The 21596-nt window shown below is 65.2% G+C and carries 19 protein-coding genes and 1 pseudogene; 12 read left to right on the top strand and 8 right to left on the bottom strand.

Annotated elements, in window-relative coordinates:
• Positions 1 to 737 (bottom strand): acetoacetate decarboxylase family protein (locus ACOOHB_RS00525; protein ID WP_420442879.1); only part of this gene is annotated, 737 nt, incomplete at its 3' end.
• Positions 734 to 1939 (bottom strand): LLM class flavin-dependent oxidoreductase, encoded by a 1206-nt coding sequence (locus ACOOHB_RS00520; protein ID WP_420442878.1) that lies wholly within the window; start codon positions 1937 to 1939, stop codon positions 734 to 736. The genes ACOOHB_RS00520 and ACOOHB_RS00525, both read right to left, overlap by 4 nt.
• Positions 1940 to 2227: 288 nt before the next feature.
• Between ACOOHB_RS00520 and ACOOHB_RS00515 the strand changes: the two genes are divergently transcribed.
• The 5 genes from ACOOHB_RS00515 (at position 2228) to ACOOHB_RS00495 (ending at position 5201) form a co-directional block, all read left to right on the top strand.
• Complete coding sequence (locus ACOOHB_RS00515) at positions 2228 to 3508, top strand: ATP-binding protein (protein WP_420442877.1); 1281 nt, start codon at positions 2228 to 2230, stop codon at positions 3506 to 3508.
• Between the two features lie 182 nt (positions 3509 to 3690).
• A complete protein-coding gene (locus ACOOHB_RS00510) occupies positions 3691 to 3978 on the top strand; it encodes a hypothetical protein (RefSeq protein ID WP_420442876.1) in 288 nt (95 codons plus the stop codon).
• Positions 3975 to 4226 (top strand): type II toxin-antitoxin system ParD family antitoxin, encoded by a 252-nt coding sequence (locus ACOOHB_RS00505; protein ID WP_420442875.1) that lies wholly within the window; start codon positions 3975 to 3977, stop codon positions 4224 to 4226. The genes ACOOHB_RS00510 and ACOOHB_RS00505 overlap by 4 nt, the downstream gene beginning before the upstream one ends.
• The gene (locus ACOOHB_RS00500) at positions 4223 to 4549 is read left to right on the top strand and encodes a type II toxin-antitoxin system RelE/ParE family toxin (RefSeq protein WP_420442874.1); all 327 of its coding nucleotides are present in this window, start codon (positions 4223 to 4225) and stop codon (positions 4547 to 4549) included. The genes ACOOHB_RS00505 and ACOOHB_RS00500 overlap by 4 nt, the downstream gene beginning before the upstream one ends.
• A gap of 217 nt (positions 4550 to 4766) precedes the next feature.
• The gene (locus ACOOHB_RS00495) at positions 4767 to 5201 is read left to right on the top strand and encodes a hypothetical protein (RefSeq protein ID WP_420442873.1); all 435 of its coding nucleotides are present in this window, start codon (positions 4767 to 4769) and stop codon (positions 5199 to 5201) included.
• On the opposite strand, the gene ACOOHB_RS00490 is transcribed toward ACOOHB_RS00495, so the two are convergent.
• From ACOOHB_RS00490 to ACOOHB_RS00475, 4 genes are all read right to left on the bottom strand, one after another.
• A complete protein-coding gene (locus ACOOHB_RS00490) occupies positions 5164 to 5541 on the bottom strand; it encodes a hypothetical protein (RefSeq protein WP_420442872.1) in 378 nt (125 codons plus the stop codon). The two genes, ACOOHB_RS00495 and ACOOHB_RS00490, sit on opposite strands and share 38 nt — an antisense overlap.
• Before the next feature lie 247 nt (positions 5542 to 5788).
• Positions 5789 to 8629: a type I restriction-modification system subunit M gene (locus ACOOHB_RS00485; protein WP_420442871.1), complete on the bottom strand. Its 2841-nt coding sequence runs from the start codon at positions 8627 to 8629 to the stop codon at positions 5789 to 5791.
• Between the two features lie 182 nt (positions 8630 to 8811).
• Positions 8812 to 9984 (bottom strand): amidohydrolase family protein, encoded by a 1173-nt coding sequence (locus ACOOHB_RS00480; RefSeq protein ID WP_420442870.1) that lies wholly within the window; start codon positions 9982 to 9984, stop codon positions 8812 to 8814.
• A 28-nt stretch (positions 9985 to 10012) separates the two neighbouring features.
• Positions 10013 to 10603: a disulfide bond formation protein DsbA gene (locus ACOOHB_RS00475; protein WP_420442869.1), complete on the bottom strand. Its 591-nt coding sequence runs from the start codon at positions 10601 to 10603 to the stop codon at positions 10013 to 10015.
• 264 nt (positions 10604 to 10867) lie between these two features.
• Here ACOOHB_RS00475 and ACOOHB_RS00470 point away from each other — a divergent pair, with 264 nt between their 5' ends.
• Together ACOOHB_RS00470 and ACOOHB_RS00465 are read left to right on the top strand one after the other, a co-directional pair.
• A complete protein-coding gene (locus ACOOHB_RS00470; protein WP_420442868.1) occupies positions 10868 to 11149 on the top strand; it encodes a type II toxin-antitoxin system RelE/ParE family toxin in 282 nt (93 codons plus the stop codon).
• 18 nt (positions 11150 to 11167) lie between these two features.
• Positions 11168 to 11458 carry a HigA family addiction module antitoxin gene (locus ACOOHB_RS00465; RefSeq protein ID WP_420442867.1) on the top strand — a complete coding sequence of 97 codons (291 nt, stop codon included), beginning with the start codon at positions 11168 to 11170 and terminating at the stop codon, positions 11456 to 11458.
• A gap of 54 nt (positions 11459 to 11512) precedes the next feature.
• Here ACOOHB_RS00465 and ACOOHB_RS00460 read toward each other — a convergent pair whose 3' ends face one another.
• On the bottom strand, positions 11513 to 14209 hold the full coding sequence (locus tag ACOOHB_RS00460; protein WP_420442866.1) for a CaiB/BaiF CoA transferase family protein: 2697 nt from the start codon (positions 14207 to 14209) through the stop codon (positions 11513 to 11515).
• A gap of 100 nt (positions 14210 to 14309) precedes the next feature.
• The gene (locus tag ACOOHB_RS00455) at positions 14310 to 15683 is read right to left on the bottom strand and encodes a serine hydrolase domain-containing protein (protein WP_420442865.1); all 1374 of its coding nucleotides are present in this window, start codon (positions 15681 to 15683) and stop codon (positions 14310 to 14312) included.
• Between the two features lie 179 nt (positions 15684 to 15862).
• Between ACOOHB_RS00455 and ACOOHB_RS00450 the strand changes: the two genes are divergently transcribed.
• From ACOOHB_RS00450 to ACOOHB_RS00430, 5 genes and pseudogenes are all read left to right on the top strand, one after another.
• Positions 15863 to 17413: a class I adenylate-forming enzyme family protein gene (locus tag ACOOHB_RS00450; RefSeq protein WP_420442864.1), complete on the top strand. Its 1551-nt coding sequence runs from the start codon at positions 15863 to 15865 to the stop codon at positions 17411 to 17413.
• Positions 17414 to 17449: 36 nt separating this feature from the next.
• Positions 17450 to 18622, top strand: a complete 1173-nt coding sequence (locus tag ACOOHB_RS00445) for an amidohydrolase family protein (RefSeq protein WP_420442863.1) — start codon at positions 17450 to 17452, stop codon at positions 18620 to 18622.
• A gap of 54 nt (positions 18623 to 18676) precedes the next feature.
• Positions 18677 to 19873 (top strand): CaiB/BaiF CoA transferase family protein, encoded by a 1197-nt coding sequence (locus ACOOHB_RS00440; RefSeq protein WP_420442862.1) that lies wholly within the window; start codon positions 18677 to 18679, stop codon positions 19871 to 19873.
• Between the two features lie 112 nt (positions 19874 to 19985).
• The gene (locus ACOOHB_RS00435) at positions 19986 to 21158 is read left to right on the top strand and encodes a DUF1015 family protein (RefSeq protein WP_420442861.1); all 1173 of its coding nucleotides are present in this window, start codon (positions 19986 to 19988) and stop codon (positions 21156 to 21158) included.
• Positions 21159 to 21279: 121 nt separating this feature from the next.
• Positions 21280 to 21596: pseudogene (locus tag ACOOHB_RS00430) on the top strand (IS1380 family transposase); the annotation flags it as partial.

Raw genomic sequence — 21596 nt, 5'->3', positions numbered from 1 at the left:
GCGGGGTCGCAGACGAAGCGAATCGCGGGAATCTCGATGTCCTCAAGCGACACCGAACAGCTCACGACCCAGTACGGATCGAGCAGCCGCTGACCCCAGGCCTCGGCATCGAATGCATCGATACGAGCGGCCAGTCGCTCGACGCGGGACGGCATGTGATGTGTCTCGATCTGGACGAGCCGCAGCCCCAGTGGGGTGTGCGCCAAGTTCATCGAACCGACGTGCTGTAGGTCGCCAACCGACAGCGGATCAGGGTCGAGGGCGCTCACCGCGAGCATCGGCCCAGCGCCATTTCGATGGGCCGTGTCGTCACCTACTGCGCCGCCTGAGGCGACAGTCAGGTCGACGCCGTCGTAGTGCCGTCGCAACGTCACTTCGGCGCGCTTCGCGGGGAATCCGAGTTGAGACCGCAAGCCTGAGACCGCGTCGTCCGTGGAAGCGGCCGCACCGACGCAGAACGTTCGGGCACGGGCACCGCTGCGGCACACGACCCGAACGGACACGGCGCTGAACGCCCCCCATGGTGAGTCGCCCACATCCCACGCAAGAAGCGACATCGCGGGCGGCACGATGGGGTGCAGTCCCGGCGGCAGGACTTCTTCGCGGGCGCCGCGCCGCAGCTCGGCGACCAGCGAGAGACCGGTGACACCGCTCAGCGTGATGGGTTCGCTGCCGAACGACTCGATTTCTGCTGCACCTGCGGCCAGCTCGTCGACCGACGCCGTTCCTGAGATCATCGGCTCGCCCCGGTGGGGGTCGTTGACGAGGTAGCCGTCTGCGATTGGCCGACGTCGGGAACGGTGGTTGGTGTCGCCACCGGCTGTGCCCGTTCGGCCGGGGTTTGGAACTGCGGGATGACCTCGGTCGCGAACAATCGCAGGCTGTCGAGCACCTGTTCTTGGGGGATCATCTCCATGGCGTTGAGCAGGAAGTTGATGCCGGTGACGCCGACGTCGTCCCACTTGCGAATCGTGCGTATGAGGTGGTCGGGATCGCCGATGCCGACGCCTTCGGGCAGACCCTTGGCTGCGCTCGGATCGTCAGCCGCAGCGGCGCCGTTCGGGGCGGCGCGGCTGCGCAGCGCAGCCCCGGCGTTGCCGAGCGTCTGGTAGGCCCGCGTCGGATAGGCCTCGCGGGTGAAGTACAGGTGCGCGTTGGACAGGCTGAACGCTCCCACCATCGGCAGGCCCAGCGCAGCAGCTTGCCGGTAGTCCTCGTGGCAGTACAGGAAGTTGAGCGTGTGGACCTGGTCATTCACGAAGCTGCCGACCGGATCGCAATCGGCTACTCGGCGGTAGTACTCGGCGGTGCGGCGTTCCTGTTCCGCGAAAGGTGCGGCGCTCACGCCGAGACAGCCCAGGCCCCGCGCCGCTGCGTCCAGCTCGGTGCCGGGTGTCGTGACCGTCACCCACATCGGTGGGTGAGGCTCCTGGAACGGCTTGGGAATGACGTTGCGTGCCGGCATCTCGAAGCGGGCACCCTCCCAGCCGAAGTCGTCTTCGGTCCACATCTGGGGGATCACCCGCACGAACTCGTCCCACGTCTTCTTGGTGTCGTCGGGGTCGGCGCAGAATCCGCCCAGCTCGGTCCATGTGCTCGACCGGGCCGTGCCCAGCTCCAAGCGTCCGTTGGAGATGATGTCGAGCGCGGCGGCCCGCTCGGCCACGCGGATCGGGTTGTTCATCTCGGGCACGCACACCACCGCGCCGTGTCCCACCCGGATGCGCTGTGTCTGCGCGGCAACCGCCGTCAGGAAGACCTCGGGAGCGGGACAGTGCGAGTACTCCTCCAAGAAGTGGTGCTCCACCGCCCAGACATGGTCGAACCCCAGCTCGTCGGCCACCCGGCACTGTTCGAGCGCGTTGTGGTACGTCAGCCACTCGTTGGCCCGGCTGAACGGCCGCGGCACCGACAACTCGTAGAAGATCCCGAACTTCATTGCGCAGTTCTAGCCCAGCACCACCCCAGCGTGACGGTCGAGGCGACGCCGAACGAAGAGGGTCCCGTCTGGAACGCCGGCACACCTCGTCCCCGTCGAAGTGCCCAGGATTGCAGTTCTTGGATCATGAATGTTGCAATTCATGGCTTGGGTGTGTTGCGAATAGCTGGGTGGTATATTTGCAAATCACTGAACATAATCGTTGCAAATCACTGAATTGGATAGGTGGGGGAATGCCGAGACGGATCGACTGGTTGCTTGGAAGGGCCGTTCAGCAGGGGAGGCAGCATGCCTGATACCGAAGCCGCTGCAGGTGCCACCGGGTACCAGCCGCGGATTGTGGACGCTCTGCTGGCACAACGGCTCCGTTCGGCGCCTTGCGTGGTCGTGGAGGGCGTGCGCGCGTGCGGCAAGACGGCCTCTGCACGCCAACAAGCCGCGAGCGAGGTGCTGTTCGACACCGACCCCGTTGCAGTCGAACTCGCACGCGTCGAGCCCAAGCGCCTGATCGAAGGCCCTGAGCCCCGCCTGTTCGACGAATGGCAGGTCGCTCCCGAGATCTGGAACCATCTTCGACGGGCGAGCGACGACGGCGGCCGGCCGGGCAGGTTCATACTCACCGGTTCCGCCGTGCCCGCCGACGATGTCTCGCGACACACCGGCGCAGGCCGGGTGTCGCGTATCCACATGCGGCCAATGTCGCTGTTCGAGACCGGGCTGTCCACAGGGGAGGTGTCGTTGGGCGGGCTGCTGCGCGCCGAGGACGCGGTGGGATCGTCTGTGGGCCTGACGCTGGATCACATCGTCGACGCGGTCTGCCGTGGAGGCTGGCCCGGAATGCTCGGTGCCGAACTGACGGAGGCGCTGAGGTTCGTTCGTGATCATCTCGACGAGACGAGACGGGTTGAGATTGCCAACGGCGGCGGCCGACGGCGCGACCCGGCCCGATTTCGGCAATTGCTCCGGTCGCTCGCGCGCAATGTGGCCTCCGAGGTGTCGATGGCAACGCTGGCAGCCGACGCGGGCGGCGAGAATCCGTTGGACACGAACACCGTGCGGGGCTACCTAGACGATCTTGAGCGCATTTTCGTCGTCGAGGACCAGCCGGCATGGTCGGTGCGGCTGCGGTCGCGGTCGCGGCTGCGCTCGGCCCCCAAGCGGCACTTCGTCGACCCGTCGTTGGCCGTGGCGGCTCTGCGCGCTGGGCCGGAACGGCTGCTCGCCGATCTCGGTTTCTTCGGGTTGCTCTTTGAATCTCTCGTCGTGCGCGACCTGCGGGTTTACGCATCGGTGCACGACGGCGAAGTTCTGCACTATCGGGACAACACAGGGCTGGAGGTGGACGCCATCGTCGAGAACGGTGCGGGAGAGTGGCTCGCAGCCGAAGTCAAGCTCGGCGGGACGGCCGCCATCGACGAGGCCGCAGGCAATCTCCTCAAACTGCGTGATCGAGTGGACACCTCCATCGTCGGGCAGCCGACGAAGCTTGTGGTGCTGACGGCGTTCGGCTATGCCTACGACCGTCCCGACGGAGTAGCGGTCGTCCCCATCACCACCCTCGGCCCCTGAGCCGGCACATACTTGCGGCGGCGGGCGCGGGCAGTGCGAGTACGCCTTGAGGAAGCGGTGTTCCACGGTCCGGACGTGGTGGATCGCCAGTTCGTCGGCCGCCCGGCACGCCTCGAAGCGGTGGCAACGAGGCGCGTAGAGTGCGATGGCGCACGGCGGTGCCGGCGAATCGGCGAGGGGCCATGACTCAGCGGTATTCGACGGAACGCAGCCCGGTCCATCACTTCGTGCTGGTCACCGAGGGGCTTGACCTGCTTGACAATGACAGTCTCGAAATGCTCTACGAGGCGGGCTGCACCGACGCCAGCATCGGCCACCGCACTGTCGAGTTCGACCGCGAAGCCCCGACTCGCTGGGATGCCATCCAGCAGGCAATTCGAGACGTGAGCGAGGTCTCCGGATTGCGGGTCGTCGACGTCCGCGACAGCATGTTGACAACTGTTGTTAACACGGGCAGACTGACACCGTGAGCCGGAACACCATGAGCTTTGCGCTTCCCGAGTCGATGCGGAGCTACATCGACGAGCGCGTGCGAGGCGGCGAGTACGGCAACACCAGCGAGTACCTGCGTGACCTCATCCGGCGCGATCAGCAGGCCGAGGAAGCACGTCGCTTCCGCATGCTGATCGCTGACGGGCTCGAGTCGGGTGAGGGTCGTCCGTTGACGTCCGAGGTCGTCGACGAATTGCGTGCGCGGGCGCTCGGCCGAACCGTGTGACAGACATCCGACTGCGCCCGCTGGCCGAGGCCGACTTAGTCGAGCGAAGCGAGTACTACCGGTCGCAGGGCGGCGACAGCCTCGGTGCACGTTTCTTCGACGCTGCGATCGAGGCGTTGCGGGACATCGAGCGCATGCCTGGCGCGGGCTCGCCGCGGATCGGAGAGATGTGCGGCATCGACGGCCTGCGGTCCCGTCGGCTGGAGCGCTTTCCGTACGGCTGGTTCTACTTCGAACGCAGCGATCACGTAGATGTGGTCCGCCTCCTGGCCTACGCGCAAGATCTCGAGACAATCCTGGGCGACCTGAACCAAGACCCGTGAGGCGCGACCTGTCGCCACCGCGCAGCCGGACTCGACAAGATTGATCACTCACCGCCTGAACTCCGCGGGATATTCCCGCGATGCCACAGGGCCTCCTCACAGCTCCCCACGGCAGAATCCAGCAACACCCCTGCGCAAGACCCAAGGAGAACCATGCCGTCAATTGTGTCAATATCGACGCCCGTGCCAACCGCGTAGAGCATCGGCAGCTGTGCCCGTGACCGTCGAAGAAGAGCAATTGTGGGCGAGCGTGGTCAAGCGCCATGCCGCCATCATCCTTTCGCCGCTGGCCGTGCTCGTCCTGGTCGAAGGCTTCGACTGGTATTTGTACACATGGATACCGGTGGTGATTGCAAATTTCGCAATCGCGTACTCGCTTTCCGACCGGCTTGAGGACCTGCGCCGTCGTCGGGTGAAGCGAGGTGGGGAGTCGTCGCGCTGGGAGTGGGCCTATGTCGGGGCCGTCGTGGCTTCCGTCTTCGGGCCGATGGCCGCGGGCGTAATGGCCGACGACTTAGACGGCCTCGGCTGGTCCGTGACTGCGGCGTGCTGGCTCGCGGTGTTGGGCACCCTGCTCATCTCGTCCATCGGGGCTCTCATCTCGTCCATCGGCCTCAGGCTGTGCCGACGCCGGGCACGACGGCACGCGTGACCAGTGCCCTTAGCGGCGACATCATGGCAGCGCTCGAATAGCACTTCCGTCTGGACGGTTCGCGGAGCCTGAGGGTCGAGCGCTGGCAGCCTGTCACGCCGCCTAGCTGCGCGACTTCATGGCCAACGCCGCCTGGCTCACTTGCGCTGCGTTGGTCCACAGCATCGCCCGCCGAACCGCCCGCATCGGCCGATGCCACCATTCCCGCAAGCGCACCGTTGCCGGTCAACTCCACGTCCTCGGCGCGTGCCTGGGCAACCAAACGCTCGGCCCAGTCCTTCATCGCTGCCTCGCCGGCAGCGTCGCTCGCCGGCACAGCCGGCATGTCATGATCAGTCACAGACATGATCCTTCCCAGCCCACAGCCCCCGGCCGCGGACCCTCAGATCACGCCAGATACACAAACTTTTCGACGGGCCCACGGCTGGAAGGCCATCCTGAACACACTGACCGTCTACTACGGCGAGCGGATTGTCGACCACGTCCGATGAACACCATCACGCCCGGATACACAGAAATTCCGACAGTCCTTGGACCAGCTACCGACCAAGTAGATGCTCCGCGTTCCTCGGCCGAATCCTGCACTGTCATGTGACCAGTACGACGTCGATCCTGCAGTCTTTGAGGCTCTTCGCTAGCCCGGTGTTGCAATTTCGTACTCGATCCAGCACAAACAGCTCGTGTCTTTGACATTTTGGGCAGAACTCCACGAGTGCGAAGGGGTGAAGGCTCAGGAGCGATGAAGTCGTCGGTGTATCGAGATAAAGGTGATTCGGTTCCACCGGCTCGGGCACAGGCACAACTACGGGTTCCCAATCTGGGTGCGAACCGTTGATTCGTTTGGCCATGACCTCATGGCGCGCACGGACATAGTTGCATGACTCGACTGAGAGGAACTCGTATTGGCTCAGCCACGTCGTTTGGTCGAGTATCTCGTTGAGAATCGGTCTCAACTCCTCCAGCACCGCATTGTCTTCTGCGGGAGTCTTCACCCCTGGGGCATGAGCCCGGCGATTCCGTATCGAGACGCACTGATTGAACAACGCACCAACGCCCCTCTTCGTGAAGCGGATGCCGTCGAGTTCGGGGTATGCCTCAAGAGCTGACTTGCTCTGGGCGTTTTGGAGAATCGATAGCCAGCTACCCATTGAGATTCCCCCGCCGGAGAAGTGACTCAGCGTTGAGGCGAGTTGCTCGGCGTTCGCCGCAGTCAAAGCGGCAGCAGCGATGGCACCCAGCGAGCGCACAATGGCCTCTGCAAGTAGCAGACCGGCGTCAAGCGGGTGTCCGGTGATTGCGCTGAGCCTGAAGTCACGAGCGAGTTGGGCGATCTGATATGGGTACTGAAGCTCCGCTCGCTGGACGACATCATCCAACGGTCGAAGAAGGGACTGCACAGCCCTTGCCTTCAGGGCCTCCGTACGCAGATTGCTCGGTACGAGGTCCTGCAACGATACATTTTCGAATGGATCGGGAAAGAGCCGATCGATCTGCCGAAGGGACTCGTCGCGCGCCTCGATGAGATCAACCGCGGCAATGGCGAGCGCCTTGTCGGTCATGAGTTCGACAGGCACCATGGTCTGCCGATTGAGACGCCTAACCACCGATGTGGCTTGCTGTCTCTGGCAATCGGGCGATGCCAGCCACCGGCTCAGCAGGAGGGCGTTGCTTCGGGCTTCGTGGCCAGGGCGCAGCACAGTGAGGCGCGTTGCTGCCGTCCCGAAGTCATCTGGCAGCAGCCGCCATGTATGCGCGTAGCCGACGATGTCGCCACCGACACAGCTTGCGAGCCGCGCGCCCGTTTCAGCCTGCTCGGTGAGCGTCGCCGCAGCGCGAGTTCCTGAGTCGAGATCTTCCAATCGGAGCAGCGGCGCGGCGCTGTCAAGCACAACCTCACGACAGAACTCGGCGAATTCGTGCAGAGGACGGTGAGTCTCGCGGTCAACCTCTGCCATGAACATCCACGGCTCGATCGCACAGCGTCCTGACTCGGGGTCGACAAATTCGGTGTTTGGAAGAACCCGCGAGTTTCCGTCATGGTCTTGATCTCGGACCTGACGCAGAATCGCTTTGGCCTGATCGGGCATTATCTGGTTGCGTTTACCGCCGAGGCTTCGCCGCGTCTGGGTGAATGATCCACGCGCATCGACCAACTGCACGGTTCCCTGACGGCCTTCTGGCTTTCGATTGCTCAGCAGCCAGACGAAAATCGGAATCCTTGTGCTGAACAAGAGTTGATCTGGAAGCGCTACAACCGCGTCGAGGAGGTCGTTCTCGATGATCCAGCGCCGGATCTTGGATTCACCCGACTGCGCGGTTCCGGTGAACAGCGGTGACTCATTGAGAATCACCGCTAAACGCGAACCCCCTTCCTCAGGCGGCTTCATCTTGGAGATCATGTGCTGTAGGAACAAGAAGCTGCCGTCGTTGAGCCGTGGCACGCCCGCGCCGAAACGGCCGGCGAAGCCGAGGGTCCTGTGCTCGTCGTCGACAAGGTCGCGCACCTGCCGCCACCCCATCCCGAAGGGCGGATTCGCGACGATGTAGTCGAACTTGCCGAGTGCATGCCCGTCCTCGACGAGCGAGTCGCCCCAGAGAATGTTGGTGGCGCTGTGACCCTTGAGCGCCATGTCTGCTCGACAGATCGCCCATGTTTGCCGATTGAGTTCCTGCCCATACAGCTGGACCGCAACGTCATCCGTATTCGCTCGGAGCAGATCCTCCGTCGCGGCAAGCATTCCACCCGTTCCACATGTGGGATCGAACACAGATATGCTCGATCCTCCAGCGACTCTGCGCAGGCGCTCTCCCTCGACTAGCAGGCGTGCGACGAGTTCAACGAGGTCTCTGGGGGTGAAGTGCTCGCCTCGCGTTTCGTTCGACAAGTCAGCGAACTGTCGGACAAGCTCCTCGAACAGGTGACTCACTTCATCGTGAGTCACCGTTGCCGTGCCCAAGTCCAGTTCCAAGAATCGCGGGCCCACCACGTCAAGTAACCGAGTTCGTTGAAGGCGATCAACCTCGTCAAGGAAGCTGAAGCCATCGAAGACCGACTGGATATCGGGGCCGAACCCGACGATGTAAGCCTCAAGCTTGCTGCGAGCTTCCGCGGAGTCTTCGAGTGCTTGTGCGAGCGAGAGGCCGGACGAGTTTCGGATCAGCTGAGCGCCCGCCGCCACATCATCGCCACCGTCGCTGACTGAGTCCCCATTTGCCGACGCGAGCAGGCAGTCGAGTCGGCGCAGAACCGTGAACGGCAGGATGACCCGCCAGTACTCAGACTCCTTGTAGGTACCTCGCAAGAGGTCGGCCACTGACCAGATGAACGCCGCTGTGCTGCTGTCGCCGCCTCGGCTCACTCGGCCGCTCTCCTCATGCTGCGCCCATCCCCACTGCATCTCGATGTACAGGTCCCGAGCCTTCGCCAAGGCGGCGTGCTGGATTCATGCTGCTGGTTGGCGCATGTGTCGCGTCGCGAAGTTGGTGAGCGTCAGCATGCCAAAGGAGATGTGTCGATGCACACGGCGGTGCTAAGTCCCTCAGCTCGCCGCAGTGTCCGCGCAGTACGCGATCACGTGACGGTTCCCCGAGATTGCCGAGTTGAGCTGCGTCAGATTTCGATGCGGTAGAGCTCGGCGGCGTTGAGCGACATGATGCGCTCGATGTCGTTGCGGGGGATTCCTTCGAGCGCCCTGACCAGGTCGTGGTCGTCGCGGGGGTACAGGCAGGTGGGGTGGGGGAAGTCGGTTTCGAACATCAGCGATTGCGCTCCTACATATTCGAGGGTGGGGCGGACCGTTGAACGCTCGAACCAGAAGCAGCCGTAGAACTGGCGCCGGAAGTAGTCCGAGGGCAGCATCGACAGCCCGGCAAGCTCGTTGGGCGCCGTCTCATGCATCTGATGGTCGAGCACCTCCAGGAAGAACGGCAGCCAGCCCACCCCGCTCTCGACCGAGACGAATTTCACATGGGGGAACCGCTCTGGCACGCCGGAGTAGATCATGTTGCCCACGACCCGAGCGTTGCCCATGAAGAGATTCGCCGAGCCGACCGCCAGGCGGCGTTCGGGCCCGAACGACGGCCACGGCGCCTTGCCGTAGTAGTCGAGATTGCCCTTCGACGACCCGATGTGGAAGTTCACCGGCATCGCCAGGTCCGAGCACACCTGCCACACGGGATCCCAGTGCGGCATCGCCATGTCGGGAAGGCCGGCCTCTTCGGGATTGGAGCACGTCACGATGCCTCGCAAGCCGTTTGCGTGACAGCGCTCGATCTCGCGCACCGAAGCGTCAAGATCCCACCAGGGCAGCAGCGCCATGCCGAACACCCGCTGGCCGCTGGCCTCCTGGAACTCGGCCAATGCGTCGTTGTAGATCTCGACCGAGATGAGGCGCAGCGCATCGTCGGGCGACTTCAGGAAGTTTTGGTTACCGAAGCCGGCGACGTTGGGGTACATGATCTGCGCCTCGATGCCGAGTTCGTCAAGCATCGCAACCCGGGCTTCGGCGTCGTAGCTGGCGCGGTGCACCATGTCGTTGTCGAAGTCGAAGAACACCGTGCCGGTGACCTTCTGGCCGTCGGTGCCGACGACCGACGACGCGATCGGCAGGCCGATCGGGATCGAGTCGTCGAACCACCAGCGGCGCTTGCCGTTCTTGGTGGTCATCCGCGGCACTCGGTCGCGGTACTTCGCGGGCGCCCGCGAAGTCCACAGGTCGTAGGGCTCGGACCAGTGGCTGTCGGTGTCGATGATCTTGAGATCGTCGAGGATGGTGCCGCTCATCGCTCCAGATGCCGTTGTTTAGGGCCGGTCAGCCGACCGGCGGGACGGTCACCGGACGCTCGCCAAACTCGGGGCGCTCGGTGCGCGTCTTCTTCAGCTCCCAGAAGCCGTCGATGTCCATCATGGCGATCATGCCGTCCCACAGCTTCAGGGCGTCTTCGCCCTTGGGCGCCCTCGTGATGACCGGGCCGAAGATGCCGACACGTTCGCCGTCGCTGCGGTCCAGAGCGATGATCGGCGTGCCGACGTCGGTGCCGACGAGCGCCAACCCTTCGTCCATTCGTGAGCGGATCTCGGCGTCCCACGACTCGTCCGTCGCGGCCTTCGCGTGCTCCGGATCGATCCCCAACTCTTCGAGTGCCTTCGCGATGTCGAAGTCGCGGTCACCGTCGTGGTGGATGCGGCTCGCAAAATCCCAGTAGACGTCGAACACGGCGTCGTCGCCCTCCGCGGCGCGGATCGATTCCATCACCCGCAGTTGCCCGTGGGTGCCCACGACCGCGTCGTAGTACGGACTGTCAGTCGGCGGATTGTTCTTGAAGAGCAGGCTGATCGGCTGCCACTTCACGTTCAGGTTGCGCTTGGAGGCGACTTCGTCGACGACCCACCTGGCCGTCACCCAGCACCAAGGTCAGATGGGGTCCACCCAGAACTCGATGTCGGTGGCCGCGTCAGTGCCCGTGTCAGTTGCCATGGGCGCAATCTACCCGTGGCGTGCGACTCGCGTCCCCGGCTGTCCAGCTCAGCATCGGTCGCTGGTCATTGTGGTCGACCACAGCGTCTGACGAATCGGAAAGCGCACCTCAAGGCCGACTCTCGCTCTGGTGCCGTTCGCGAGGTGTACGATTGACGTACACCGTCAATACTGGCAGGATGCGGAACAGTGATCCTCGGCTACAAGGACAAGAGGACTGAGATGTTTGCCAATGGGGTATTTGTTCCAGCGTTTCAGGGATTCGAACAGCAGGCAGCGAAGAGGCTGGCGATTCTGAATGCGGCACCCTCGCTGGAAACTCTGAGAGCGTTGCCGAGCAACCGACTCGAAGCCCTCAAGGGCGACAGAAGGGGTCAGCACTCCATCCGGGTCAACCGGCGGTGGCGGGTCTGCTTCGTTTGGGCGGAAGGGCAGGGGCCCGGCGATGTCGAGATCGTGGACTATCACTAGAAAAAGGGAGGTTCGGAGATGTTGCGACGAGTCGTTCACCCAGGAGAGGTGCTCAAGGGCGAGTTGGAGGAGTTTGGGATCACGCCCACTGAGTTCGCTCGCCAGATTTCCGTGCCGCCCAATCGCGTGTCTCAGATCATCGCTGGCAAGAGGTCGATCACCGGGGACACCGCATTGCGCCTTGGGCACTGGTTCGGCGTGGAGTCTCAGTTTTGGATGAATCTGCAAACGCAGTTCGATCTGGCGGTTGCCGGCCAGGAGATCGGCGAGACAGTGAAAGCTCTGCCGACTGCACGCCAACTCGTCTGACAAGCAAACTCCAGGGCTGGCTGGGGTAAGCGGGGCACAAATGTTGGCGCTGCGCTACAGCGGGGTGCCGTCCGGGTGCTTGTAGTCGCGGCTGATGTGGCCTTCGTCGCAGAGCGCCTGCCACTGGTCGTCGTCCATGCCGAGGAGTCCCCGGAACACGTACTCGTTGGCGTCGCCCAGGATGCCGATCGGTCGCCACGGCATCTCGGGGCCGTCCCAGCGCCACTGGCGACCTGGGAAGCTGTGCCAGCCCTGCTCGACCGAGCCGTTCTCTCGAAACCAGCAGCGGTCCGCCATCTGCGGATCCGTCCGAAGCTGTGACTCGCGCAGCACTTGACCAGCCGGTACGCAAGCCGCTTGGCACTGATGGAAGACCTCGGCCGAGGTGAGCTGCTGGGTCCAGGCGCTGATGCGAGCGTCGATCTCGTCATGGTGAGCCATGCGGCCTTCGTGTCTAGACAGCCGTTCATCTGATGCGAGGGGCGGCGCGCCCTCGCCGGCCGTCCGATCCAACAGAATGGCGAGCGCCCGCCAGTCGTCGTCGTTCTCGCACGCGATGACTATCCACTCATCGTCCTGGTCCGGACGGGCGGGGTCCACAGCGCAGCGGTAGCAACCCTGGGGTGCACGTGCGACGGACCGATTTCCCAGCGGATGATGACGGGTTCCGTTGGCCGCAGCGTCGATGAAGTACTCGCCGATGTGCTGCATCACGTTTTCCGATTGGGAGAACTCGATGAGTTCGCCGACGCCTGTTCCGCCTTCCCCGTCGGCGCCGTCCCGTCGGGCCAGCACCGCCAGCACAGCGAAAGCAGCCGTTGCAGCGCTGGCGGGATCCATGTGGAAAACCGACGTCAGGCTCGTGGGGTCGTCGTCGGCGTAGCCGCGCAGTCCGGTCAGCCCGCACATCGCCTCGAAATTGGCGCCGAATCCCAGCCAATCGGCCGACGGGCCGTCGAGGCCCATCGGCGGCATCCGCAGCATGATCACCCGCGGGTTCGCTGCGTGGACCGTCTCCCAGTCCATGCCCAGCTTCGCCAGCACGCCGATGGAGTTGTTCTCCACGATCACGTCGACGTGATCCAGCAGCTGCCGCAGCGTCTCGCGGCCCAACTCGGTGCGCGGGTCCAGCGTGCAGCTCAGCTTGCCCCGGCCGTGCGAGCTGAACATGTTCTGACGGTTCCACGGCCGCGGTCCCGGGTCGTTGTCGGGGTAGCCGGACAGCGGCCCCAGCTCCTGCACAATCTCGGAAGGCGGACGCGCCATCAGGCCCCGCGTGGCGGTCGGGAAGACGAACGGGTTGTCGACCCGGATCACCTCCGCGCCGAGATCCGACAGGTACATCGTGCAGCCGGGGCCTGCCCACACCACCGTGAGGTCCAGGACTCGGATGCCGTCGAGCGGCAGCCGCGGAGGCTCACGATCGGCCCGCGCAAGCGAACCGGCTGAGCTGGCCGACGCATCGCTCGCTGCAGCCTCGCTGACCGAAGCGTCCCTGCGGGAGCGTTCAGCGGCGCGGGCACGCGTCGCAGCGTCGTGCTCGCCGAGCAACGGTGCCGGCGCCGGCACATCTGGCCCAGCGTCCGATGGCGAATCCGAGCCAGCGTGCAAGCGAAATGGCGCTGTGAGCTGGGTCACGGTTCCAGCGACAGGATGGGTGACCTCGACGAAGACACCGCGGGAGACGAAATGCTCGTCGTCGAGCACATCGACCGGTGCGTTCAGTGGCGTCACCGCCCACTTGTGGACTTGCGCCGCTGCGGCCACGCTCGCCTTGGAATGGCTGAACAGCCACGTGTACAAGGCAGTCTCGACCATGTCGGGCAGGTCGGGATCGAACACCCACCGGGGACTTGCGAATCGTTCGGCCAGAGAACTGCCTTGGTCGCCATCGCCCAGCCCCAGTCCGGCCGCAGACAGCGTCTGCACCATCCGGGGCGCCCACGTGGGGAGGGTGAACACGAGCGCCCAGCCATCGGTCACGGGGTAGAAGCCGACGGGCGACGCCCGCTGGGGCTGACGGGGCTCGCGTGCCACATCGGTACCGGTATACGCCTGGTAGATGAGGTACGAGCTGCGCCGGTCGATCGTGCCCGCTTGTGCCTCGAAGGCTGACACGTCCACATGAGCGGGCCGGCCGCTGCGTCGGCTGATGAGGTACGCAGCCAGCGTTGGCACTGCTGCCAGATTGCCGACCTGATACGAGGTGACATCACCGCTGAGCTTCACCGGCTCGCGCTCGTCGATGCCGGTGCCCCACATCGGCCCGCCCATCGCGTAGGTGACGATGTCGCTGCCCCGATAGCCGGCCTCCGCATACGGACCGGTTTGGCCGAACGGCGTGATCGAGGACAGGACGATGCCAGGGCGCAGACCGCACATCGTCTCGTAGCCGAGCCCGATGGCATCGAGATGTCCGGGTGCAAACGACTCGATCACGATGTCGGATTCCGCCACGAGCGACCGGACGAAATCGACGTCGTCAGTGTTCGGCGACGGCACGCCGAGGTCGGCGATCACGCTCCGCTTGTTGGTGTTCAGGTGCAGGAAGAGCGGCGAGCGCTCCAGGTTGCCGGCCCCTGATGGCGTTCCCGAAGGGCCCCACGGACCGTGGCGACGCGCCGGATCACCACCGGGCGGCTCCACCTTGGTGACGTCAGCGCCGTGGTCGGCGAAGAGTTTGCCCAGGTACGGACCCGAGATTCCCGTCGCCAGTTCCAGCACTCGAATGCCGGCCAACAACTGGCTCACTGATGCCCCCTTGTCCGGCCCCGAAGGCCAGTCCCGACGCGGCAAGTATGGCCGATGACCCAGATTCTCTAGCCCGGCGGCCGGTCAGCCCGGCGGCCCGTTAGCCCATCGTTGCCAGGATCGGGGCCAGCGCGACGAGCAGCTCGTCCACGTCATTGTCGCCGTCGATGCCGAGCAGATTGGCAGTGATGGCGATGCCGAGGTCGAGCGCGGGCACATATGTAGCGATAGTGCGGAAGCCCGGCACGCCGCCGCCGTGAGAGTAGACCGTCAGACCCATGACGTCGTCGGTGTTGATGCCCAAGCCGTTGTTGTCTGCGGGATCCGGATGGCCAGTCGTCATGAGGGCGATCTGGCTCGCATCGAGGACGTCGCCTGCAAAGAGACCTCGGATCAGCAGCGCCACGTCGCCGATGCGCGCTTCGATGCCGCCGCCGGTCCACCCGACGGAGCGGGCGAGCTCTTGGGGCATCGTGCCGATGTCGACATAGATAGCGCCTTGGAGGGAGATCCGGTTGTCGCCGGTGAGCCCTAGGATCGATCCGAGCACGGAGGCGAACGTGCCACCGACGTACCCGTTTGCGGTCGGTTCGGGCGGGAACTCGCTGGGCGTCAGGTAGGTGTGCGACAGGCCAAGCCGATCAAACACCCGAGTCCGGATCTCATCTGCGGCTGTGTTGCCGGTGACGGCTTCTATGAGCAAGCCCGCAGCGACGTAGCCGGTGGTGTTGTAGTGGCGCTCAGTGCCCAACTCGGCCACTGGTCCGTAAGCCGCAGTGAACTTCAGGATCTCCTCGGGCGTAATCGGTACATCCAGCCGTGACACCGCAAGTTGGTAGAACCTCGGGTCGACGGCGAACTCCACGAAGCCTGAGGTATGCCCGAGCAGGTCCCGCACGGTGACCGCCGCGGCGTGCTCGTACCCCGGCGCCCAGTCGTCGCCCAGGTAGCGCGCGACGGGCACGTCGAGGTCGACCAGTCCTTCGGCGACGAGCTGCAAGATGACCGCAGCGGTGACGGACTTGGTCACCGACCCGATGCGGACGTGGTGATCGGGGGTCATTGGCGCGCCGGTGGCGATATCGCTCACGCCCCAGGCGAAGGCGACGGGCTCGGCGCCTCGAGAGCTGACGGCCAGCACGACGCCGGGAGCCCCGGTCTCGTCCATCCATCCCAAGACGGCAGCACTGAGCGGGTCGACAGACTCGTCGTCCGGCTCAGCGGCGACTTCGGGTTCGCTCGCAGGTGCAGCCGTCGTCGCTGATGCAGCCGTCGTCGCTGTCGTTGTCGCTGGTGCAGCGACGGTCGTCGGAGCCGGCGGGTCCGTCGCCGGGATCGGCGCACCGGTCGTCGTGGGCGCGGCAGACGTGACTGGCGGTGCCACCGCTGTCCCAGCAGTCGACGCGTCGTCGGAACTGCTGCACGCGGTTGCAAGCAAGCCGAGACTCAGCAGGGCGCATACGAATCGCTTCATGCGCGAAGCGTACGGACTTCTGCGGGAGGCGGGCGAGTCATCGGCGCCGGCTATGGGCAGACTGTGTCGCTGCTTGCGCCCGGTTTGGCGCGCTGGCAACGACACCTGCGAGTATCTGGCGTGATCTCTGCCCGTGCGGGCCACAGGGGGCTGTTGTGAATCTCGGAATGCTGCTCTTCATGCCAGCGACCATTGCTGGCGAACAGGTCATCTTGATCGACACCTCGCTGGAGGCCGGTGGCGGCACTGCACGCGACGTCACGTATCAGGAGCTGCTCGACAACGTGTCACGCACCGCAGGGATGCTGACGATGCTCGGCGTCGGTGTCGGCGACCGTGTCGGCATCTTCGCCACCAACAGCGTCGAGTGCGTGGAAGCCATATTCGGCGGAGCGTTCGTCGGCGCCACCGTGGTGCCGATGAACTTCCGCGCCGGTGCGGAAGAGACAGCCCACCTGCTGAGCGACAGCGGCATCAGCGTGCTGTTCACCGAGTCTCGCTACAGCGACCTGATCGAGCAGAACAAGCCCGCCGACCTCGAGCACGTGTATCTGCTGGACGATCCGTCGTCGTATGCCGCAGCCCGTGACGAGGCATTCGAGCTGCCCGTGCCCGAAGACGTCGACTCCGACGGTCTGTGCACGCTGCTGTACACCAGCGGGACCACGGCCATGCCCAAGGGCGTGAAGCTGACCAACGGTGCCATCACCGGATACGTGATGGGCACCAACGACGCCGCGACCGGCGAAGACATGGGCCGCATGGCCGTGGCGGCGCCGCTGTACCACATCGCCGGTCTGACCTCGATGCTGAATGCGCTCTACAGCGGGCGCGTCGTGGTGCTGCTGCCGCAGTTCGAGGCGTCGTCGTGGATCGATTGCGTGCAGGCGCACTCGGTGACCCACGCCTTCTTGGTGCCCACGATGCTGGCCCGAGTGCTCGAAGCGCCCAATTTCGCACCGGAGGCATTTAGCGGTCTCGAAGCGATCACCTATGGCGCAGCGCCCATGCCTCCGTCGGTGATCCGGCGGGCAATCGACATGATCCCACCGAACGTGGCGTTCGCCGGCGCATACGGGCAGACCGAGACGACGTCCACCGTGGCGGTATTGGACCCTGATGATCACCGCATCGAAGGGACCGCAGAGGAGAAAGAGCGCAAGCTGCACCGGCTGTCGTCGGTGGGGCAGGTGCTTGAGGATGTGCAGGTGCGCGTTGTCGACGCCGACAGCGGCGAGCCGGTCGCGCCCGGTGTGATCGGGGAAGTGCAGCTGCAGACGTTCCGGGCGATGGACGGCTACTGGGGCAACGAAGAGAAGACCCGGGTGACGATTGACGACGAGGGCTGGGTACACACGGGTGACCTTGGTTATCTCGACGATGACGACTACCTGTTCCTGGCCGGCCGCACCGGCGACATGATCATCCGTGGCGGCGAGAACGTGCTTCCCGACGAGGTCGAGGGCGTGCTGTACGACCACCCGTCCGTTCTCGAAGCCGCCGTGGTGGGTCTTCCCAGCGAGGAGTGGGGCGAGCGTGTCGCCGCCGCTGCCGTCATTCGCCCTGGCAGCGGCGCCACCGGTGACGACCTGGTCGCGCACGCGCGCGAGCGCTTGGCCCCGTTCAAGCGGCCCGAGTTCGTCCACCTGATGGACGAGCTGCCACGCACCTCCACCGGCAAGCTGCTGCGCCGCGACCTCATTCCGATGCTTGAAGAGCTGGGCGTCTAGGCCGTCGGCTCGCAAAGTCGTGTCGCAGCGTCGGCCGTGAACGCTGCGGCCACACCGGAGTATCTCGACGATCACCTGCACTTGCTGGCGTGCGCAGCAGCGCGCCGCTCGGTGGACGTCAGCGATGCTGCATCGATCCCCGACATGCTGGCGCTTGTTCGACGAGCAGTCCGCGGCCGCAGCGACCATGGCTCAGGCGGTGACATGGCCGCCGATGCCTGGCTGCGCGCATGGGGCTACGACGACGCACTGCTTGTCGAACGGCGCCATCCCACCGTCGCGGAACTCGACGCTGCGACGGCTGATCGGCCCACGGTGCTGCATCACATCACGGGTCACGTCGCAGTGGTGAACACTGCTGCTGCGCACGCCCTCGGCCTCGCGGCCGCAGACGTGCTCACCGAGCGGCACGACCTGCTGGCGCGTGTGCCGCGCCCGGACCGGTCGACGACCGTCGCTGCGGTCGGCGAGGTGCTTGTCGAGCTGGCCGCCGCGGGCTTCACGGCATGCACGGACACCACCCACACCAATGACGTGGCGGCGCTCGAGCTCTTGGCGGATGCGTCGGCGGCTGAGCCGTCCGTGGAGATCACAGCGATGATCGGCTGTGACCGGCTCGACACGCTTGGCGATGTGTCCTTCGGCATGGACGTCACGGGATCCCGCGCAGCCGCGGCCGCGCAAGGGCAGGGCTGCGTGCGAGTCGGTCACGTCAAGGTGATGCCGCCCCACGACGACGAGGGCGTTGTCGCAGAGATGGTCGCCGCCGCACGCGATCGAGGCTTTCCCGTTGCGGTACACGCCATGGACATCGACACGCTGCAGGCGACACTCGACGCGTTGGAGGCTCAGCCGCCATCGCACCCCGAGCCCGGTCGCCCCGAGCCCGACCGCATTGAACATTGCGCGCTCGCGTTACCCGAGCAGCTCGATCGCATCGCCCGGCTCGGCATCGCGGTCGTCACGCAGCCCAGCTTCGTCACGCGTCGCGCCCAGAAGTACCAAGAGCAACTGTCCGCCATTGAACAGGGCTGGCTGTGGCCGCTGGCGAGCCTCGTGCGCCGCGGCATTCGGGTCACGTTCTCATCCGACGCGCCGACGGTGCCTGCGGATCCGCAGGAATGGATCGATGCGGCAACCAGCCGCACGCTTGCTCCCGCCGAGCGCGTCGATCACACCACTGCTCGCCGGTTGTGCCAGCGGGGTTGAGTACCCTGCGTCGGCACTGCAAAGACGGGTCGTGCTGAGTGCGGGGAGGCATGGATGGCCGGGCCGATGGAAGGCATCCGCGTCGTCGAGCTGGGGGTGTGGGTCGCTGGCCCGGCATGTGGCGGCATCCTCGCTGACTGGGGTGCCGATGTCGTCAAGGTCGAGGGGCCGCAAGGCGATCCATTCCGTTCGCTGGAATGGCTGTACCCAGGTGCGGGCAACCCGCCGTTCGACCTCGACAATCGGGGCAAGCGCAGCATCGCGCTCGACTTGCGCCAGCCGGACGGCATGGCGGCGATGCACGCACTGCTGGCCCCCGCCGACGTGTTTCTGTCGAATATCCGACCAGGCGGACTCGAGAGGATGGGTCTCGACTATCCGTCGCTCGCGGAGCGATACCCACGTCTGATCTACGCCAGCGTCACCGGCTTCTCGTTGCACGGCGACGAGCGGGACCGCCACGCCTATGACGTCGGCGCGTTCTGGTCGCGCGCCGGGATCGCGCGATCGCTGACGCCTCAAGACGGTGAGCTGCCCTATCAGCGCGGCGGCATGGGCGACCACATGACCGGCATGTCGGCCGCGGCAGGCGTGGCTGCGGCACTCTTCCACCGCACGCGCACCGGCAAGGGCCAGCTCGTGGAGGCGTCGCTGCTGCGCTTGGGTGCGTACATGCTGGGCTGGGATCACAACGTCACCGCCATGACGGGCTCCGAGACCGTCGCTTGGGGTCGTCACAATCCACCGAACCCGCTCATCAACTGCTACCGGTGCGCCGACGGAGAGTGGTTCTGGATGCTGGGCCTCGAGGGCGATCGCCACTGGCCTGCGGTGACCGAAGCCCTTGGCCGCACCGATTGGCGCGCGGACCCGCGCTTTGCCGATATCGAGCTGCGCTACACCAACTCAGAAGCGCTGATCAGCGAGATGGACCAGGTCATCGCGACACGGACCCGCGCCGAGTGGGGCGAGATCTTCGATGCCGGCGATGTCTGGTGGGCGCCAGTGCAGTCCACGCTCGAGATGCTGTCGGATCCCCAGGCACGCGCAGCGGGCTGCTGGGTATCGGTGCCGACACCCGAAGGAGACACCACTGAGATGGTCGCGACGCCCGTGGACTTCTCCGCTTGTGCCTGGGAAGTCACGGCGCCGGTTCCGGAATTCGGCCAGCACACCGAGCTGATCCTGCTGGAGCACGGCTACGAATGGGAGACGATCGCGGAGCTGAAATATGCCGACGTCATTCCCTGAGCCTTCCGGTGCGAAGCGGCCCCTGTCGCCCCGCGGTAGGAGGCACCTCCAACAGTGAGATAACTTCGATCCGCTGCACGCGACTGACGGGCCGTGCGTGGGGAGGGAGCTGATGATCGAGCCGGTGCGCGCTCGCATCTTGACGCCCGAGTGGGCGCCGACGGTGATTCCCGCGCCATACGACTCGCTCACAGCCGACGAGCAAGCCCAGCATCTCGCAGACAACCCTGACTCCTTCGCGCATGTCGCCGGTTCGCCGCCAGAGAGTTTCGGGCACCCGACCGAGCATCTTCATCACGCCACTCGCAGCACCAAAGCGCTGGAGCGGCTGATCGGTCTGGGGGCGTTCGGCACAGAACAGGACCCGCGCTTGTACGTGCAGCGTGTCGAGGCCGACGGGCATACCCAGCATGCGCTCCTCGGTTCCGTCAGGCTCGAAGAGCACGAGCTGCGGCCGCACGAGGACACGCAGCCTGCCCGGGTGCACGGACTGGCAATGCACTTCAACGAGGTTGGCCGGATGTCGAGTCCGGTGGTCCTGACCTCACCCCGCCCTGTCGCCGTCACCGAAGTCATCGAGGCCACGGTGGCTGCAGCGGAGGCCGATCCGCCGCTGCCCGCAGTACTCGACACCAAGACCGTCGACGGCGCGCGCGTTACGCTGTGGCGGGCTGTGACCACTGCAGCGAGCACCGGTGTGGCAGTCGAGGGGCCGCTGTACATCGTGGACGGACACCACCGGATTGCGGCGGCGCGGCAAGCGAATTTCCGCCGGGTGCTTGTGGCGTGCGCACCGCCGGCTGAGCTGCACTTGGGAAGCTTCGATCGCACCCTCGACGAACTCGACATAATGCCGCGCCGCGTCGCCGAGCTCTTGAGTGCACGCTGCGACGTGACCGAGGTGGCCGATGCTCGCGAGGCGAGGCCGGCGCAATCAGGCAGCATCGGCATCGGCGTCGCTGATCACTGGTTCCGCGCCGAGCGCCACGAGTCGGACGCGGTGTCGCTCGGCGAAGCCAGGCTCACATCTGCGGCTGATCTGGACGCGGCCTTTGTGCACGACTTCGTGCTGACGGATGTCTTCGGGGTGACGAGCCCGTCTGATCCGAGGCTGAGCTATCGACCCACGACGGTCGCCGCCGCCTACACGCCGGTAACCATCATGCTTGCCCCGGTGCGTCTCGACGCAGTGTTTGGTGTGGCGGATTTCGGTGGCGTAATGCCGCCCAAGACCACCTACTTCCTGCCCAAAGCCCGCTCCGGCCTGCTGCTGGTCCGCTGCTAAGCCTGAATCCACCGATTCGGTGGGTGTGTGGGGGTTGCCGCGTCCGCGAAAAAGGCCTCCTGATCTGCGACGATTGTGATGTCGATAGTCACGTTCGTCTCAAAAACAGGAGGCACTTTTTGTGTCTGGATCATCGCGCAGTCTGGACCGGTTCGCAACGACGTTCGATCATGAGGGCCTGGTGGCCAACGCGGGCCTGATCCTGGCGGGAACGCTGATGGCCCGTTTGGGCCTGTTGGGGCTGATCGAGCGGTGGGTGCGCACCGGTTCCGCGAACCCGGGTCCCAAGATCTGCACGGTGGTCGCCGCGATGCTCGCTGGCGGCACCCACATCGATCATGTCGAGATGCTGCGCGCCGGACGCACCGGGCGGGTGCTGGGGTTCGCCCCGATGGCGCCCTCGACGGTGGGGTCGTTTTTGCGGACGTTCACGTTCGG

This window comes from Candidatus Poriferisodalis sp. (assembly GCF_965215815.1).
In the GTDB taxonomy this organism is placed as follows: domain Bacteria; phylum Actinomycetota; class Acidimicrobiia; order Acidimicrobiales; family Poriferisodalaceae; genus Poriferisodalis.
The sequence above is the reverse complement of the archived record's forward strand: the minus strand, read 5'-3'. Positions and strand labels throughout refer to the sequence as shown.